At 45.6% G+C, this 18,066-nt stretch carries 17 protein-coding genes; 15 read left to right on the plus strand and 2 right to left on the minus strand.

Annotation, left to right across the window (positions count from 1 at the left end):
• Window positions 1-28: 28 nt before the first annotated feature.
• From A8C56_RS18970 to A8C56_RS18980, 3 genes are read left to right on the plus strand one after another with little or no spacing between them, the layout of a single operon-like run.
• Window positions 29-922: a pirin family protein gene (locus tag A8C56_RS18970; RefSeq protein ID WP_067759559.1), complete on the plus strand. Its 894-nt coding sequence runs from the start codon at window positions 29-31 to the stop codon at window positions 920-922.
• A 1-nt stretch (window position 923) separates the two neighbouring features.
• Complete coding sequence (locus tag A8C56_RS18975) at window positions 924-1,898, plus strand: quinone oxidoreductase family protein (protein ID WP_067759561.1); 975 nt, start codon at window positions 924-926, stop codon at window positions 1,896-1,898.
• Window positions 1,899-1,945: 47 nt separating this feature from the next.
• Window positions 1,946-2,260: a GNAT family N-acetyltransferase gene (locus A8C56_RS18980; RefSeq protein WP_067759564.1), complete on the plus strand. Its 315-nt coding sequence runs from the start codon at window positions 1,946-1,948 to the stop codon at window positions 2,258-2,260.
• A 209-nt stretch (window positions 2,261-2,469) separates the two neighbouring features.
• Here A8C56_RS18980 and ffh read toward each other — a convergent pair whose 3' ends face one another.
• A complete protein-coding gene (gene ffh / locus A8C56_RS18985) occupies window positions 2,470-3,810 on the minus strand; it encodes a signal recognition particle protein (RefSeq protein ID WP_067759566.1) in 1,341 nt (446 codons plus the stop codon).
• 318 nt (window positions 3,811-4,128) lie between these two features.
• On the opposite strand from ffh, the gene A8C56_RS18990 reads away from it, so the two are divergent.
• The gene (locus A8C56_RS18990) at window positions 4,129-4,506 is read left to right on the plus strand and encodes an START-like domain-containing protein (RefSeq protein WP_067759569.1); all 378 of its coding nucleotides are present in this window, start codon (window positions 4,129-4,131) and stop codon (window positions 4,504-4,506) included.
• 15 nt (window positions 4,507-4,521) lie between these two features.
• Here the strand turns inward: A8C56_RS18990 and A8C56_RS18995 are convergent, their stop codons facing one another.
• On the minus strand, window positions 4,522-5,136 hold the full coding sequence (locus A8C56_RS18995) for a hypothetical protein (RefSeq protein WP_067759571.1): 615 nt from the start codon (window positions 5,134-5,136) through the stop codon (window positions 4,522-4,524).
• 118 nt (window positions 5,137-5,254) lie between these two features.
• On the opposite strand from A8C56_RS18995, the gene A8C56_RS19000 reads away from it, so the two are divergent.
• The 11 genes from A8C56_RS19000 (at window position 5,255) to epsC (ending at window position 18,049) form a co-directional block, all read left to right on the plus strand.
• Window positions 5,255-7,021 (plus strand): LptF/LptG family permease, encoded by a 1,767-nt coding sequence (locus A8C56_RS19000; RefSeq protein WP_067759574.1) that lies wholly within the window; start codon window positions 5,255-5,257, stop codon window positions 7,019-7,021.
• A gap of 6 nt (window positions 7,022-7,027) precedes the next feature.
• Window positions 7,028-8,029 (plus strand): cation diffusion facilitator family transporter, encoded by a 1,002-nt coding sequence (locus A8C56_RS19005; RefSeq protein WP_067759576.1) that lies wholly within the window; start codon window positions 7,028-7,030, stop codon window positions 8,027-8,029.
• A gap of 110 nt (window positions 8,030-8,139) precedes the next feature.
• Window positions 8,140-8,547 (plus strand): RrF2 family transcriptional regulator, encoded by a 408-nt coding sequence (locus A8C56_RS19010; RefSeq protein WP_067759585.1) that lies wholly within the window; start codon window positions 8,140-8,142, stop codon window positions 8,545-8,547.
• Window positions 8,548-8,957: 410 nt separating this feature from the next.
• Window positions 8,958-9,593: a peroxiredoxin gene (locus tag A8C56_RS19015; protein ID WP_067759587.1), complete on the plus strand. Its 636-nt coding sequence runs from the start codon at window positions 8,958-8,960 to the stop codon at window positions 9,591-9,593.
• 89 nt (window positions 9,594-9,682) lie between these two features.
• On the plus strand, window positions 9,683-10,378 hold the full coding sequence (locus A8C56_RS19020; RefSeq protein ID WP_067759590.1) for a phosphoadenylyl-sulfate reductase: 696 nt from the start codon (window positions 9,683-9,685) through the stop codon (window positions 10,376-10,378).
• Between the two features lie 83 nt (window positions 10,379-10,461).
• Window positions 10,462-11,370 (plus strand): sulfate adenylyltransferase subunit CysD, encoded by a 909-nt coding sequence (gene cysD, locus A8C56_RS19025; protein WP_067759592.1) that lies wholly within the window; start codon window positions 10,462-10,464, stop codon window positions 11,368-11,370.
• Window positions 11,371-11,488: 118 nt separating this feature from the next.
• Complete coding sequence (locus A8C56_RS19030; protein WP_067759594.1) at window positions 11,489-12,730, plus strand: sulfate adenylyltransferase subunit 1; 1,242 nt, start codon at window positions 11,489-11,491, stop codon at window positions 12,728-12,730.
• Window positions 12,731-12,846: 116 nt separating this feature from the next.
• Complete coding sequence (cobA, locus tag A8C56_RS19035; protein ID WP_067759597.1) at window positions 12,847-13,722, plus strand: uroporphyrinogen-III C-methyltransferase; 876 nt, start codon at window positions 12,847-12,849, stop codon at window positions 13,720-13,722.
• Window positions 13,712-15,412 carry a diflavin oxidoreductase gene (locus A8C56_RS19040; RefSeq protein WP_067759599.1) on the plus strand — a complete coding sequence of 567 codons (1,701 nt, stop codon included), beginning with the start codon at window positions 13,712-13,714 and terminating at the stop codon, window positions 15,410-15,412. The genes cobA and A8C56_RS19040 overlap by 11 nt, the downstream gene beginning before the upstream one ends.
• A 73-nt stretch (window positions 15,413-15,485) precedes the next feature.
• Window positions 15,486-17,162: an assimilatory sulfite reductase (NADPH) hemoprotein subunit gene (gene cysI / locus A8C56_RS19045; RefSeq protein WP_067759601.1), complete on the plus strand. Its 1,677-nt coding sequence runs from the start codon at window positions 15,486-15,488 to the stop codon at window positions 17,160-17,162.
• 41 nt (window positions 17,163-17,203) lie between these two features.
• Entirely contained in the window at window positions 17,204-18,049 is an 846-nt protein-coding gene (gene epsC, locus A8C56_RS19050) for a serine O-acetyltransferase EpsC (protein WP_067762279.1), read from the plus strand.
• Window positions 18,050-18,066: the final 17 nt, after the last annotated feature.

The raw sequence follows: 18,066 nt of genomic DNA on the forward strand, positions 1-18,066 counted from the left end.
TTATTTATTTTCAGATAAATAACACGTTATGTCAAATATTGGAATGATCATAGAAGAACGCGCCGCAGACATCGGTAATTTTTTTGTAGGGCGCCTGTTGCCCTTCCGTCAAAAGCGGATGGTAGGCCCCTTTATATTTATTGACCACATGGGGCCGGCAGATCTGAAGAACTATCAGAACCTGGATGTGCCTCCGCATCCGCATATCGGGCTTTCTACGCTTACCTATTTGTTTGAAGGCGCCATTATGCACAGGGACAGCCTGGGCACTGCAGTGGAAATACAGCCGGGCGCGGTGAACTGGATGACTGCCGGAAAAGGGGTGACCCATTCTGAAAGAACCCCGGAGCATTTAAGGACCTCGGACAAAAAACTGCATGGACTGCAAATATGGGTGGCCTTACCAAAAGAGCTGGAGCAAACGGAGCCTTCCTTTACGCACGTAGCCGCTGAAGACATTCCTGCCTGGGAACAGGATGGCATGCAGCTAAAATTAATAGCAGGAACCGCGTTTGGCAAAACTTCCCCGGTACCGGTGCACAGTCCGCAATACTTCATCAAAATAATAACGCCCAAGGGGCAAAAAGTAGCAATAGGAAAAGACCTCTATGGGGAAAGCGGCCTGTATATTCTTGAAGGCAACATGCTTAGTGACGGAAACACGTATGGCCCTAAACAACTACTGGTAGCCAGGGATAGCACGCTGTGCGAATTTGAAACAACGGATCACACAACAGTGTTTATCTTTGGTGGAGCCCCATTCCCGGAAGAACGGTTCATTTACTGGAACTTTGTCAGCTCCGACAGGGCAACGATCGAAAAAGCCAAACAGGACTGGCTGGAACAACACTTTCCTCCGGTGCCTGGCGACACCGGTTTTGTTCCTTTACCGCAACAATCCCCTAATATAAAAATCAAATAGTATGAAGGCAGCTGTTTTAAAAAAACTGGGCGAAGCGCCTGTTTATGAAGAATTCCCCGACCCTGTTATTGCTAATGATCAGCAGGAGATCATAACCATAAAGTCAGCCTCTGTAAAAAATTTAGATAAGGCAAGGGCTGCAGGCACACACTATTCCGGATATAAACAATTACCCGCAGTAGCCGGTATTGATGGTGTGGGATTACTGGCAGACGGCACTCCTGTTTATGCACAGGGCGTTTCAGGTACCCTTGCAGAAAAAGCGGTCATTAACAAAGGACAGTATATAAAATTACCGGAGGGAATTGATGCTGATACAGCCGCCGCGCTGCCCAATGCGGTTATTGGCTCAGCAATGGCATTACAATTCCGTGCAAAAATAAAGCAGGGCAGCACCGTTCTTGTAAATGGCGCCACAGGCGTTACCGGCATCATAGCTGTGCAACTGGCAAAATATTACGGGGCAGGAACTGTCATTGCAACAGGGCGCAATGCAAGGCAACTGGAAAAAGCAAAAGAGCTGGGCGCAGATCATATCATCTCTCTTTTACAGGAGGATGCTGAGGTCATCACCCAGATAAAATCGATCCATCAGCAGACCCATATTGATTATGTAATCGATTATTTATGGGGCAGGCCCGCTGCCATGCTCCTTGAAGCGCTGCAAGGAGCAGGCGTCAATTATGTGTCGGATAAGGTGACCATTGTAACCGTAGGCGCTATGGCCGGAGACCTGCTGCCCCTAAGCTCCGGTACTTTACGCAGCAGCGATATTGAGATCCTCGGATCAGGATTTGGCAGCCTTTCTTCCCGGCAGTTCCAGCAATTTAATACCTCGCTGCTTCCGGAAGCATTTCAACTGGTGGCTGAAAAAAAGCTGCACCTGGAAGTAGATGTAGTGCCCTTAGAGGATATTCAGAATGCATGGAATAAGCCCGTTTCTCCAGGGAAAAGGCTGGTAGTAAAAGTCAGCTGAACCGGGAAAAAACGGCGCCTTAAAAAAAATAAACAAACCCATCAATTATGAAACCGGAGTATACTGAGATCCCATTGATAAAAAATGATGCCTTGCAGCAATTTGAAATAACCATTGATGGCTATAAGGCTTTCATAAAGTTCCATGAAACGCCTGGTCATTTTACATTAATTCATACGGAAGCAGCACCGGAGCTGGAAGGCAAAGGGGCCGGCACAGCCGTGGTGGAAAAAACACTGGAATACATTGCACAAAGCAATAAAACGCTTATTCCTTTGTGCCCCTTTATTTTTGCCTATATAAAACGGCACCCGGAATGGAAAAAGCAGGTTGCTCCGGAGTTTAAAGGCTTTAACGATTAATTGAAGTTCTTCTGTTCCCGGGCGGGTCTATGGATGCGGTCCTGCGTCCTGGCATGTGCACTATTGCTGTTATCTTATGGTCCGAGCTTATGGCTCTCTGCTTTCGTTACCGTTATTTCAGCAACGAACTAAAGTTCCTTGTTAACACATCCAATCGAGGCTATGCTTCTTATTCTGCGTATTTCGCGGAAGTATCTGTGCCTGTGCTTTCAGGATGGCATTTTAAATTTGCCCATGCCCGGCATCATGCGGCCGAATGCGCCCATTTTGTTCATGTTCTTCATCATGTCGCGCATCTGTTCAAATTGCTTCATAAAGGCGTTCACGTCAGCAATATCCTTTCCGCTGCCCAAAGCAATACGTTTGCGGCGGCTGCCATTGATCAGGTCGGGGTTGCTGCGCTCTTCGGGGGTCATAGAGTCGATCATTGCCTCTATGCCTTTAAAGCTTTCATCGCTGATGTCGAGGTCTTTTATTTTAGCGCCTACTCCGGGGATCATGCCCAGCAGGTCTTTCATATTGCCCATTTTCTTGATCTGCTCCAACTGCATTTTAAAATCGGCAAAGTCAAATTTATTTTTCCGGATCTTGCTTTCCAGCTTCTTTGCCTGCTCTTCATCAAACTGCTGCTGTGCACGTTCCACAAGCGTGGTAATATCTCCCATGCCCAGGATCCGCTGTGCCATCCGCTCCGGGTAGAACACATCCAGCGCATCCATTTTTTCTCCGTTGCTTACAAACTTAATAGGTTTCTGAACCGTGTATTTGATAGATAAGGCAGCCCCGCCACGGGTATCACCATCCAGCTTGGTTAAAACCACACCGCTGAAATCCAGCCGCTCGTTAAAGGCCCTGGCCGTGTTTACAGCGTCCTGTCCGGTCATGCTATCCACCACAAACAGGATCTCCTGCGGGTTTACCGCATTTTTAATATTGGCTACTTCGGTCATCATCTGCTCATCAATTGCCAGACGACCGGCTGTATCTATAATAACAACATTCTTGTTTTTAGATCTTGATTCCGCAATTGCATTTTTGGCAATGCTGACAGCATCTTTATTTTCAGCTTCAATATGTACTTCCACGCCGATCTGCTCCCCCAAAACGCGCAACTGTTCCATCGCCGCAGGGCGGTAAATGTCTGCCGCCACCAGCATGGGCGACAATCCTTTCTTGGTTTTCAGGTAGTTGGCCAGCTTGCCGCTGAAAGTGGTCTTACCGCTACCCTGCAATCCCGCAATCAGGATCACTGCCGGGTTGCCTTTTGCATTAAAGCCGGCTTCCTCGCCACCCATCAGCTCCGTTAGCTCATCCTTCACAATTTTTACCATCAGCTGGCCCGGGCTGACAGCGTTCAGCACCTTTTCGCCCATTGCCTTTTCTTTGATCTTGTCGGTAAAATCCTTGGCAATCTTATAATTCACATCCGCATCCACCAGTGCGCGGCGGATCTCCTTTATCGTGGAAGCCACGTTTAACTCTGTAATACGGGCCTGGCCTTTCAGGTTCTTAAAGGCCGATTCTAACTTATCCTGTAAATTATTGAACATTCTTTACTGATTATTTGTTGATTTAGAACAAATTATTCAAATATAATTATCGCTCCTGTCACTCGTTGCAAACAGGCTCACCATTAATTTTAACAACAGCCTTGCCCATCAGCCCTGCCACACCGTTTTAAAAATGACAGCAAATATACTATTTTACAAGGCAGCAGCCATCATCGCCGGCCAAACACCCTACAGGAAATTCCTGGCTCAAAAACGGAATCGCTGTGCATAAACCCTTGATTTTAAAAAAAATTTTGAAAGTATGATAATTTTTATATTATTGCGACTTATTGCATCTATAAATATATTGAAAAAGAAATGAGTAAACAGCTGTACACACTGGAATATCCTGTTCGTTGCTCACCAACAATCCTGTATGAGTTTCTGGCAACCTCCAACGGATTGGGCGAGTGGTTTGCAGAAAGCGTGGACGAACGGGGAGGCCGCTTCTATTTCGGGTGGAACGGCTCAAACGAGGAAGCGGAAGTTGTGGACCAGGAAGAAGAAAAATTCATTCGCTTTCATTGGGTAAACTCCCCCAAAAACGAATATTTTGAATTTCGTATTGATAAATCTGAAATAACGAACCAAACGATCCTTGTCATTACCGATTTTGCTGAAAAAAGAGATATTAAGGATCAGAGCCAGCTTTGGGATTACCAGGTAAAGGAATTATTTCACAGGCTTGGCAATTAGACCCGCCGGAAAATTTTAATGCTGACGGCTGAGTATTTCAATGAATGTGCTGAACGCATCTCTCCAAAGTTCCGGCGCCTCTTTAAGTTTACTGACAGGAGCAAAGGATGCTATTTTAATGAAGGCATGCCCTGCAATTGCCTGCTTTAGCTGATGGGCTGTTAATCCTGCCAAAGAAATATAGTTGCTCCCCAGCAGATCATGATCCCATTCATCCCCGCTGTAGCTCAGGTAAAAACCCTTTTTTTGCAGCAGCGCAAAATGCCTGCTGATGGCGGGTGCAAAAAGTTGTTTCCACTCTCCTGAGAGATGTAACGTGGTGCTTATTTGCCTGCCCCACCAGAACATGCTTCTGATTGCAAAAATATGTTCCTGTTTAAAATTGCGCGGGTAATCCAGCACTACATACGGAAGCCCGTTATAGTTTTCACCTTTGGAAACCTTGCCATTGATTGCAAAAGAAGCAGGCGGCAGGCCCTGCCGGTTTTGAACAAGATCAATTGCCCAGGCATGCAATGCATCCAGCGCAGCTTTTACCTTTTGTAAAACTGCATTCTTTGTTAAAATAATGCCGGCATTGGCGGCTATTGCAAACTCCTCTGCAGAAAGGCTTAATTTTGTTTGTTCCATTATTGTATACGTTATTTGCAAAATAATGAATTAGGGTTAGAAAGTTCATAGATCATAGTTCATGCTCCATGTTCTATGAACAATATGCCATGAACTATGAACCAGAAACAGGAAGCAGTTGAAAAAGTTAGATAAACTTATTATTAAATCATTTATCGGCCCGTTTGTGGCTACTTTTTTCATTACCCTTTTTGTACTGGTAATGCAGTTCTTCTGGCTCTGGATTGATGATTTTGTAGGCAAAGGGCTGGACGCTGTTACCATTTTAAAATTTATCTGGTACCAGAGCGCTGTGCTGATCCCGCTGGCATTACCACTTGCTGTGCTCCTTTCGTCCTTAATGACTTTTGGGAACCTGGGCGAATCCTTTGAACTGGTAGCCATTAAGTCTGCCGGCATTTCTCTGCTGCGCTTTATGCGGCCGCTGGTATTTGTATCGCTGCTGATCAGTCTTGGTGCCTTTCTTTTTGCCAATTATATTATTCCGGTAGCAACATTAAAATCGCGTACCATGCTGGCCGATATTGTGCTGGCAAAACCCGCTTTTGATATAAAGGAAGGCGTGTTTTATGACAAGCTGGACCGCTTCGCCATAAAGATCGGTAAAAAAGAAAAAGACGACAGCACCATCCGCGACGTAATTGTATTTGAGAATAATTACAGCGGGGGCGGGCTGCAGGATAATTTTGTGGTGGCTAAAGACGGGGTAATGAAGCCTTCCCCGGATAAGCGCTTCCTGGATATTGTTTTCAAAGACGGATGGCGCTACCAGGAACGGGGAAGCCGTTCCGATTCTTCCACGGAATACATCCGCCTTGGATTTAAGGAATATAAAATGCAACTGGACATCAGTTCCTTTAATTTTAAAGCCTCAGACGACAGCAGCAACCGCAACAATGAGCGGGTGCTGAGCATGCGGCAACTGGACATTGCCATCGATTCCATGACCCGGTTTGCCAATCTGGAAATAGACCGCTACCGGAGCAGTATGCGCAATAATTTCAGCCTGCTGATGTATAAGGACAGCGTGGTAAAAGGCGTTGTTATCCCGGATTCTGTTTTAAATTTCAAGAAAAACAATGATGCTTTCCGTGGTCTTGACAGCATCACGGGAAGGGCGGTATCCACATTAACGGATAAAGCAAAAACGCCTTCAGACAGTACGGTGCGGAAAAAAGATTCCGCCGGAAGCACTGCACTGGCAGGAAGCAGTAAACGCATCAGAAACAGCAAAAGCCGGCAGGCTGCTGCTCTAAAGAAACCGGATACAGTGGCTGCAGCAACCACACCTGCCGCTGCCCGGGCGCTTAAAAAGGATTCTGCCGCCCGGCGGGATTCTGCTGCACTTGCAAAACGCAAACTGGAAGCCAATACCATAACGGCCTTTTTGCCGGACAGTGCCCAGTTGAACCTTACAGAACGGGCCATTGGTAATATAAATATAGCAAAGGATAATGCCAGCATTAACCTGGGAAGCATACAGGAGCAGGAAAAGAGCATCCGCCGTTATAAAATTGAGTGGCATAAAAAAATTGTGCTGGCCCTGGCTTGTTTTTTAATGTTCATGATCGGCGCCCCGCTGGGCTCCATTATCCGGAAAGGAGGGCTGGGAACACCAATGATCTTTGCCATCATTTTCTTCCTGGTCTTTTATTTTTCATCGAACACCGGCGAAAAAATGGCAAAAGAAGGCAGCCTGACCCCATTCTCCGGCATGTGGCTCTCAACCTTTATTTTAACGCCTATCGGTGCGTTCCTTACTTATAAAGCCATGCGCGACTCGAATCTCTTTAATAAAGAGTTTTATAACCGGCTTAAAAGAAAGATGCAGGACGCGCTCAGAAAAAAACAGCAACGTTTAAAAACAAAACAAAAAACCGCATAACTCATCATGCGTGGAACCGGCTCGCAGCAAAACCTGAAGATCCAGAAATGGGTAGCCCTTATATCCCTGGTATTGCTGATCATAAAATTCATTGCCTACTTTTTTACCTTTTCTGTAGCCATATTAACAGATGCATTAGAGAGCATTGCCAATGTTGCTGCCGGGTTTATCGGTTTATACAGTCTGTATCTTGCCGCAAGGCCCAGGGATGAAAACCACCCCTATGGCCATGGAAAGGCAGAATTCTTATCGGCGGCTGTAGAAGGCACGCTCATCGGCATTGCCGGGCTGGTAATCCTTTATAAAGCTGTTGAGCAACTGGTGCATCCTGTTCCTTTACAAAAATTAGACCTGGGCATGCTCCTGATTACTGTTACAGCTCTGGTTAATTATATCCTAGGCTATATTTGTATTGCAACAGGAAAAAAGAACCATTCCCTGGCACTGGAGGTAAGCGGCCGGCATTTACAAACAGATACCTATTCTACCGTTGCCATCATTACAGGCCTGGCGTTGCTTTATTTTACCAACTGGCATTGGGTCGATTCTGTTGTGGCGCTTATGCTGGCCGGCTATATTCTTTATACCTCCTACTCCATTTTGCGCCGCTCTGTAGCCGGCATTATGGATGAGGCAGACCAGCAACTGCTGTCAGCAATGATCGATTACCTTAATACAAACCGTAGGGCCAACTGGATAGACCTGCACAATTTCCGCGTTATAAAATACGGAAGCGTGCTGCATATAGACTGCCATCTTACCGTGCCCTGGTACCTGACCGTGGCGCAGGCACACCAGGAGGTGGATGCACTGGCTGCCCTTATCCGTAACAAATACGGGGAAGCCGTTGAATTTTTTGTGCATTCAGATGGATGTAAACCTTTTCAATGTGCGCTTTGTTTTAAAGAACAGTGCCCCGAAAGAAAGCATCCCTTTGAAAAGCGTATTCCCTGGAGCCTGGAAAATGTGCTTCAAAACCAGCGCCACCGACTAAAAGCAGAAGGTTAAGCGCACAGGCCGGATTATTAATAAAAAGAATGCAGTATCAACTTTCCTGCAGATTAAGTTTTCACCCAATAGTTCCTTAACTTTATAATTGAACAGTTGTTATATAGGTTATGCTTACAAAAAAATCACAATATGCCTTTAAGGCGCTGACCTACCTGGCTAACAAGCAGGAGAGCGGCCCTGTGCTGATTTCTGAAATAGCCAAAAAGAAAAAGATCCCGCTGAAATTCCTGGAAAATATCCTGCTGGAATTAAGAAAAGCAGGGATACTGGAAAGCAAAAAGGGAAAAGGAGGCGGTTATTTTTTTAAGAAAGACCCCGCCCAGGTACAAATGGCCACTATTATCCGTTTAATAGATGGCCCCATCTCCATGCTGCCCTGCGTAAGCCTGTACTTTTATGAACGCTGCAAAAACTGCGATGAAAAGCGCTGCGGCCTGCATGATATAATGAAAGAAGTAAGAGATGCTACCCTTAAGATACTGGAAAACCGGACTTTAAAAGACCTGCAGGATTAAAAAGCGGCGTTGCTAATGGCAGTGCCACTGAAAGATCATTGTTCCCTGCAGGCCGGTATCGCCTTTTACACCCGGTCATTAAAAACCAGCAATCCGGATTGATGCAGTTTCATAAAATATTTTACCAGAGCCAGTAATAATCGCTTATCAGCACTAACACCGCCTGATAGCAGATAAAATACCTGAATGTGACGATACAGCCGCTCATAACATGCCTGTAGCAAACTCCGCGCAACAAACATTCATTAGCAATGCTATTCCATTTTGGAATAGTCAATAAAATTTTAATTATAGGGTTTGTACATCTCAATTGAAAAAAAAGCTGTACCTTGCCAACCACTCTATTAGTCTACCTGATTGGTAGGTTTATTAAGAGTGGCTATTTTGTCACTAAAAACTGTTTTAAAATTATGTCATTAAGATTAGGAGATACTGCGCCGGACTTTACCGCACAGTCTACAGAAGGAGAAATTCATTTTCATGAGTACTTGGGTAATTCCTGGGGCCTTTTATTCTCTCACCCCGCGGATTATACACCCGTTTGTACTACTGAATTGGGCAAAACAGCCTTATTAAAGAGCGAATTTGAAAAACGTGGTGTAAAAGCATTAGCAGTAAGTGTTGACCCACTGGATTCACATATCGGCTGGAAAAATGATATTAATGAAACTCAGAGCTGTTCGGTTGACTTTCCGATCCTGGCGGATCCGGACAGGAACATCGCTACTCTTTATGATATGATCCATCCGAATGCATCAGAAAAAGCTACAGTGCGTTCTGTATTTGTAATCGGGCCCGATAAGAAAATCAAATTAACACTGACTTATCCTGCTTCTACCGGCAGAAACTTTAATGAGATCCTGCGGGTGATTGATTCTTTACAGTTGACGGCCAACCACAGCGTGGCTACTCCGGCAGACTGGAAACAGGGCGAAGATGTGATTGTAGTGCCTTCCATCAGCACAGAAGATGCAATCAAAAAATTCCCTAAAGGGGTAAAAGAGGTAAAGCCTTACCTGCGTTATACTCCTCAACCCAATATTTAATTATAGTTCATAGCTAATGGTTCATAGTTCATGGTAGCTTTTGCTTTTAATTCCATGAACTATGATCTGTAAGCCATCAACAACAGAACGTGTTTACAGACGAACAAATACAAGAGATAGAAAATGCTTCACTGCCGGATGCGTTGAAATTAGTGGCAGAACAGTACCCGGATGAAACCGTGTTCTCCACCTCCCTGGGTCAGGAAGACCAGGTATTAACAGAGGTCATTGCCACTCATAAGCTCCCGGTAAAGATCTTTACCTTAGATACCGGCCGCTTGTTCTATGAGCATTATGAACTGCTGGAAAGAACAAATGCCCGCTACAAAACCAATATACAGGTTTATTTTCCCGAAGCGGCGGATGTGGAAGCCTACGTAGCAGCAAAAGGCATTAACGGATTTTACGAATCAGTAGAGAACCGGAAGGAATGCTGCTTCATCAGGAAGGTGAAACCCCTCAACCGCGCACTGGAAGGTGCAAAGGTCTGGATCACCGGCTTACGCAGTGAGCAGTCGGAGAACCGGAAAGACATGAAAATGATCGAGTGGGATGACGACCGCAAGCTCTATAAGTTCAACCCGTTGATCCACTGGAGTTATGATGAAATGACAGGTTATATACAACAAAAAAACATACCCTATAACCCGCTGCACGACAAAGGGTTCATCAGCATTGGCTGTGCGCCCTGTACCAGGGCCATTGAGCCCGGTGAGAATCCCAGGGCCGGAAGATGGTGGTGGGAAATCTCTCACAAAGAATGTGGACTTCATGTTCACCAATAGATTGAACTGTATAGCAAACCTGAAAAATCACTTTTTAATTTTAAAAAAATCCGCCCGGGCGGATCTGTATAAAGAAGACAAGTATGGGTGAGTACACACTGGATTATTTAGAACAGCTGGAAGCTGAAAGTATTTATATTTTCAGGGAGGTAGCTGCGCAATTTGAGAAACCGGCACTGCTTTTCAGCGGCGGTAAAGATTCTATTACCCTGGTGCAGCTGGCAAAAAAAGCATTTGCGCCCGGAAAAATTCCCTTTCCTCTAGTGCATATTGACACAGGGCATAATTTCCCTGAAGCACTGGAATTCCGCGATGCGCTGGCAAAGGAAGTAGGCGCAGAGCTTATTGTAAGAAAAGTAGAAGATACCATCAGACAAAAACACCTCACAGAACCCAAAGGTAAGTTTGCCAGTCGCAACTGGCTGCAGATCCATACACTGCTGGATACGATTGAGGAGTTCCGTTTTGATGCCTGTATCGGCGGTGCAAGGCGCGATGAAGAGAAGGCAAGGGCCAAAGAGCGCATCTTTTCCGTAAGAGATGAATTCGGGCAGTGGGAGCCTAAATTACAACGCCCCGAATTATGGAACATCTACAACGGCCGTATCCATAAAGGCGAAAATGTACGCGTATTCCCCATTAGTAACTGGACAGAGCTGGATGTATGGAACTACATAAAAAAAGAAGGCATTGCCCTGCCCTCTATTTATTTTGCCCATGAGCGGGAGGTGATTGAGCATGAAGGCCAGCTCATTGCTGTTTCCGATTATATTACCATAGACGAGGACGATGTGATCTCTACAAGAAAGGTACGTTACCGCACCGTTGGGGACATGACCTGTACTGCCGCGGTAGAGTCCAGTGCCACAACACTGGATGAAGTAGTGAATGAGATCATGGCTACCCGCATTTCCGAAAGAGGCGAAACCAGGATTGATGACAAGGTAACAGAAGCCGCCATGGAAGACCGGAAAAAGGGAGGCTACTTTTAAAGTCAGGAAGTTGTTAGTCCGGGAGTCCGAAAAAAAATCGTTCCCTCCAACTCCCGGACTCTTGGACTTTCCGACTTTAGATCTTTACTGAATTTTAAAAATTATAAGTATTTTAGAAATGGACATATTAAGATTCATAACAGCAGGTAGTGTGGATGATGGTAAAAGCACTTTGATCGGAAGGCTTTTGTATGACAGCAAAAGCATACTGGTGGATCAGCTGGAAGCACTGGAAAAACAATCCAGGAATAAAAACGCAGATGGCATCGACCTAGCCTTGCTGACTGATGGGCTGAGGGCAGAAAGAGAACAGGGCATCACCATTGATGTCGCTTACCGTTACTTTTCCACGCCAAAGAGGAAATTTATTATTGCAGATGCGCCCGGCCATGTACAGTACACCCGCAACATGATCACCGGCGCCTCCAACTCAAGCCTCATTGTTATCCTCATCGATGCAAGGGTTGGCGTAATTGAGCAGACCCGCCGCCACTCCATCATTGCTTCCTTATTAAAAATACCGCATGTGGTAGTGGCCATTAATAAGATGGACCTGGTTGATTTTTCTGAAGAACGGTATGAGGCAATAAAAGCAGATTACGAAAAAGTAGCTGCACAGCTTAACATAAAAAATACAACTTACATACCTATTTCAGCTTTATTGGGCGATAATATTGTGGAACCGTCAAAAAATATGACCTGGTATACCGGCAAACCTCTGCTGGAGTTCCTGGAAGAAGTAAAGCTGGACGCGGATATTAACCATAATGATCCCCGCTTTCAGGTGCAGTACGTGATCCGCCCCCAAACTACCGAGCTGCATGATTACCGTGGCTACGCCGGGCAGATCATCAGCGGTGTTTACAGGGCAGGTGACCGCATACAGGTACTGCCGGCAGGAATCACCACCACCATTACAAAAATTGAAACAGGTGGCCAGGAAGTGAGCGAAGCATTTGCTCCCCAGGCCGTTGTATTACATATTGCAGATGATATTGATGTGAGCCGCGGTGATACTTTTGCGCGGGTTGACAATTTGCCAAAAGTAGCAAATGAAATAGAAGTAGTGCTTTGCTGGCTGGATAATAAGCCACTTATACAGGGCAACAGGTACTTCCTCCAGCATAAAAGCCGTCTGGTAAAAACCATTGTGCGCGAAGTGTCCTATAAACTGGATGTAAATACATTGGAGCGCATACCCGCAGAAGACGGTGTAAAACTGAATGAAGTAGTGCGTGCCAGAATTAAAACAGCGGCACCGCTGGTATACGACGACTTTGTTGCATTACGTGATTATGGCAATGCCATTCTGGTAGATGAGACCAGCAACAGCACGGTGGCAGCAGTATTATTAAACTGATATAAAAAAACTTCAGGAACTGCCTGAAATACAGGACTCCTTTTTAAGCAGCTCCGTGGAATAAGATCATTTTTTATTAATAAGTCTACTTTTAAGTAGAATAGAAAATACAGAGGATGCTTCTTCAACATTCGCCGTCCACAAAAAAACAGCCAGGCAGAAATACCGGTAAAGTGATCCTTGCCGGTGCAGGGCCCGGAGACCCGGATCTGATCACGGTAAAAGCAGCAGACGCTTTACGAAAAGCGGACGTAGTGCTCACAGACCGCCTGGTGAGCGAAGTGATCCTGCACCGCTACGTTCCTGCCACTGCTGAAATCGTGTATGTAGGTAAGGAATGCAGCAAAAAAAGATCGGTACCGCAAAAAACCATCAATGAGCTGCTGGTGCATTATGCGTTGCAGGGAAAGGGAGTGGTTCGGTTAAAAGGAGGAGACGCGTCTATATTCTCCAATATCCTGGATGAGCTGCAAACACTTACAGAACATGCCATTTCCTATGAGATCATTCCGGGTGTGACAGCTGCACTGGGCGCTGCAGCCTGTGCCGGAATGCCTCTGACCGCAAGGGGGTACGCAACAGCCGTACGGTTCCTTACGTATTATAAATCGGATATGGTTACCGATGCTTACTGGAAAGAACTGGCCGGCACAGAAGATACGCTTGTATTTTATATGTCATCCGGAACACTGGATCAGGCCGTGCAGAAATTAATACAGTTCCGTATTTCAAAGGAAAAGCACCTGGCAGTTATTGAGCAGGCTACCACCTGCTTTCAGCAGGTGCATACCTGCAGCCTGTATGATTATGCCACTACATTAAAGGGCATAACCTTTGCATCGCCAAGCCTGGTGGTCATTGGAAAAGTAGTAGCGCTCCACCAGCAATTCAAATGGCTGGCAAACAGCCATAACCGGCAGTTGTATTTTAAACCGGTAACAGAAGAAATGATCAATGTTCATCAACAAAATAATTTAAAACATGCTATCTGATGTTAAATTAGGGGCCCTCAAAAGTCTTACGCCTACGCTTACACGGGATGAGCTGCTTTGGGCAAGCGGATATTTTGCCGGCCTGGCGCAGGGAATTGCAGGTGGGCAGGAGCCAATCGCAGCTGCACCGGCAGCCGTAAAAAAAATAGCACTGGTGTATGGCACAGAAACGGGGAACGCCAAAAAACTGGCTACACAATTAGCCGGCATTGCAAAGAAGAAAGGAATTACAGTAAAGCTTACCGGCCTGGATCAGTACCGGTTTGCCGATCTTCCGAAAGAAGAATATTTTTTTGTAGTGATCAGCACCCAGGGTGAAGGCGAACCGCCGGTTCAGGCAAAAAAATTTTATGAACATATTCATGAGAACCAGATCGACCTGAGCAAATTAAAATTTGGTGTACTGGGGCTGGGAGACAGTTCTTATCCGGAGTTTTGCAAAACCGGTGAAGACGTGGATGCACGGCTGGAAGCATTGGGTGGCCACCGGCTGCTGCCTTTAAAAAAATGTGATGTAGATTACGAGGAAGATGCGCTGCACTGGCTTGAAAATGTGATTGCAGTATTGCAGACGAGCGCTGCACATGCAGCTCCCATACCATCCCTGCCTACTGAAAAGAAGCCTTCCGGTAAAAAATATTACAACGGAAAGGTGATCACCAATATCAATTTAAACGACCGCGGCTCCAGGAAACAGACCTTTCATATTGAAATTGTAACGGAAGAGCCCATAGATTATGAGCCGGGAGATGCGCTGGGAATTGTACCTTCCAATAAACAGGATATGATCAATAAGATCATTGGCATTACAGGCATCGATCCTGATAAAGAAATTAAAACAGAAAAAATAACCGCCACTGTCCGCGATCTCTTAAGCCAGCATTTAAATATCTGCTACCTGCTAAAAGCTACCGTAAAGAAATTTGCAGAGCTTACGGGGCAGCAGATCCCGGATACCCGCATGAGCCTTTACGACCTTTTGCGCATTTATCCCGTAAAAGACGCAGCGCAATTTGAAGAGGTCATCAAAATATTAACAGCACAGTCGCCACGGCTGTATTCCATTTCTTCCTCCCCCAATGCGCACGGAGAAAATGAGATTCATATAACTGTTTCCAAAAACCAGTTCACCGTTGAAGATGAAGAACGGTATGGGGTATGCAGTGAATTCCTGTCAGACCTTGATGAAGGGCATGAGATCGAGTTTTTTATCCAGAAGGCCAGGCATTTTAAACTGCCGGAAGAAAGTAAGGATGTGATCATGATCGGACCCGGTACCGGCATAGCACCGTTCCGATCCTTCCTGGCCGAGCGCGATGCCACCGGCGCAAGCGGTAAGAACTGGCTTTTCTTCGGAGAACAGCATTTTGTGACCGACTTCCTGTACCAGACAGAGATACAGAGTTACCTGGCAACAGGCGTATTAAACAACATCGACCTGGCTTTTTCCCGGGACACTGATCAGAAAATATATGTACAACATCGCATAAAAGAAAAAGGGGACGAACTGATCCGCTGGCTGAATGACGGCGCCTATCTTTACATCTGTGGTGCAAAAGACCCTATGTGCAGTGATGTGGAGGCCACCTTTATTGAGCTGCTTCAGTCAAAAGGAAAATCAAAAGAAGAAGCACGCAGCTTTTTAACACAGCTGGAGGAAGAAGGAAGATATTCAAAGGATGTATATTAGTTAATAGCATATGGTTCATGGCTCATAGGGATACTATGAACTATGAACTATCAACCATGAACCCAATTAGATCATGAGCGGTAAAAATAATTTATCAGGAACAGAAAAAATTAAATTGGCCAGCCAGGGCCTGCGGGGCACTTTAAAGGAAAGCCTTAAAGATGACTATACAGGAGCCATCAGGGAAGACGATCAGGCACTGGTCAAATTCCATGGCATGTACATGCAGGACGACAGGGATCGCCGTGAGGAACGGAGCCGCAAAAAGCTGGAACCTCTTTATTCCTTTATGATCCGTTTACGTTTACCCGGTGGTCTTATGACGCCGGAGCAGTGGATAGGGCTATACCACATTGCAGGAAAGTATTCCACCGGCACTATAAAAATCACCACAAGGCAAACCATTCAGCTGCATGGCATTCTGAAATCGCATACCAAACCCACCATCAGTGCATTTAACACCCTGCACCTGGATTCCATTGCCGCCTGCGGCGATGTGAACAGGAATGTCACCTGCGCATCGCATCCAAAAGAATCTCCGTTACATGAAGAGATCTATCAGTTTGCCCGGGAAATCAGTGCTTATCATCTTCCCAAAACCCGCGGCTATTATGAAATATGGATGGATGCAGAGAAATTAGCAGAAACTACGGAAGAAGATCCGTTATACCAGGATCGCTACCTGCCCAGGAAATTCAAGATCGGTATTGCCATTCCTCCCAATAATGATATAGATGTATTTATCAACGATCTGGGACTGATTGCTATTATAGAGGACGGTATCCTGAAAGGGTACAACTTTGCTGCCGGAGGCGGGCTTGGTTCAACACACGGCAATCCGGCCACTTACGCACGCCTGGGGAGTATGCTGGGTTATGTGCCCAGGGAAAAGGCTTTAAAAGCCATTTATGAAGTGATAACAGTGCAACGCGACTTTGGAAACAGAAGCGACCGCAAACAGGCCCGTTTAAAATATACGATCGACAAAATGGGCGTTGATCAATACCGGGAAGAAGTGGAAAAACGCTGCGGCTTTCAGTTTGAGCCGGCCCGCCCCTATACATTTACCAGTCGCAAGGACGCCTATGGCTGGTCGCAAAACCATGAAGGAAAATGGTACTATACTCTGTTCGTTGAAAACGGGCGCGTGCTGGATGAAAAAGGATATCCTTTAAAAACCGGTTTATTAAAAGTAGCCGAAACCGGCAAGGCAAATTTCAGGTTCACCTGTAACCAGAATCTGATCCTCAGCGATATTGCGGATGAAGATAAAGCAGCAATAACGGATATTTTAACAGCGCACGGCATTATACAAAGCACCAGCGGGGCCAGCGCCATCCGCAAAAATGCAATGGCCTGTGTAGCTTTGAATACCTGCGGTCTTGCCCTGGCTGAAGCGCAGCGTTATTTGCCTACTCTTATCACAAAGCTGGAACCCGTTTTACAGAAGCACCAGCTGCAGGATGAAGATATTATTGTACGAATGACAGGCTGCCCTAACGGCTGCGGACGTTCGCCCAATGCTGAGATCGGGTTTGTAGGTACCGCTTTGGGCAAATACAATCTGCACCTGGGCGGCGACCGTTTAGGCAGCAGGCTGAACACAAAATATAAGGAAAGCCTCGATGAAAGGCAGATCATTGATACGCTGGATGAGCTCTTTGGCATTTATGTAAAAGAAAGGATGCCGGAAGAAACCTTTGGCGACTTTTCACAACGAAAATGGATCGACCCAACCCCAAACCTATAAGATTTATAAAACCTTATAGGTTTGTTCAAAAACAGAAAACAATGACCGAAAAAGATTTTTTGAGCCTGCTCCAGAAACACAATAAAAAGCACACAGGAAATATTCCTGATAAAGCTTTAAGCCACCAGTTCATCGACGACATTTTCGGGTTCCTTTTTGTGCCCAAAACAGGCGTTAACCAAAAGGAAAGTGATCTCGAAAAAGGATGGTATTCCTTAAAAAGTCATTTAACCACTCTTATTTACGATGTGGTGAACGACGGTGCAAAAGCGCAAAACCTGTCTGATAAATTCTTCAAGGAATTGCCCGGCATCTATGATACATTGCAAAAGGATGCTTCTTTTTTTATAGCCAATGATCCGGCTGCCTTAAATAAAGAAGAAGTGCTGCATGCATACCCCGGCTTTTATACAATTGCTGTTTACCGAATTTCCAATGAGCTGTGGAAGCTGGGCATACGCGTGCTGCCCCGCATCTTTACAGAATATGCGCATAGCAAAACCGGGATTGATATTCATCCCGGTGCCACCATTGGCGCTTCCTTTTTTATTGATCATGGTACAGGAGTTGTGATCGGCGAAACAGCAGTGATCGGCGAAAAAGTAAAGATCTATCAGGGGGTGACCATTGGCGCATTAAATTCCGCCAAATCAAGAAAAGACCAGCAAAGACATCCGACCATTGAAGACAATGTGGTTATCTATTCCGGGGCCACCATTTTAGGAGGCGATACCATTATTGGAAAAGACAGTATTATTGGCGGCAATGCCTGGATCACCTTCAGCGTACCGCCGGCTTCGCTGGTTTATCACAAAAGCGAAGTGATTGCCAAACAGCATTTTTCTTATAAGGATTCAGTAGAGCAAATACTGGAAAAGAAAAAATAAATACCCAGAATTCCCCC

It is taken from the genome of Niabella ginsenosidivorans (assembly GCF_001654455.1).
In the GTDB taxonomy this organism is placed as follows: Bacteria; Bacteroidota; Bacteroidia; order Chitinophagales; family Chitinophagaceae; genus Niabella; species Niabella ginsenosidivorans.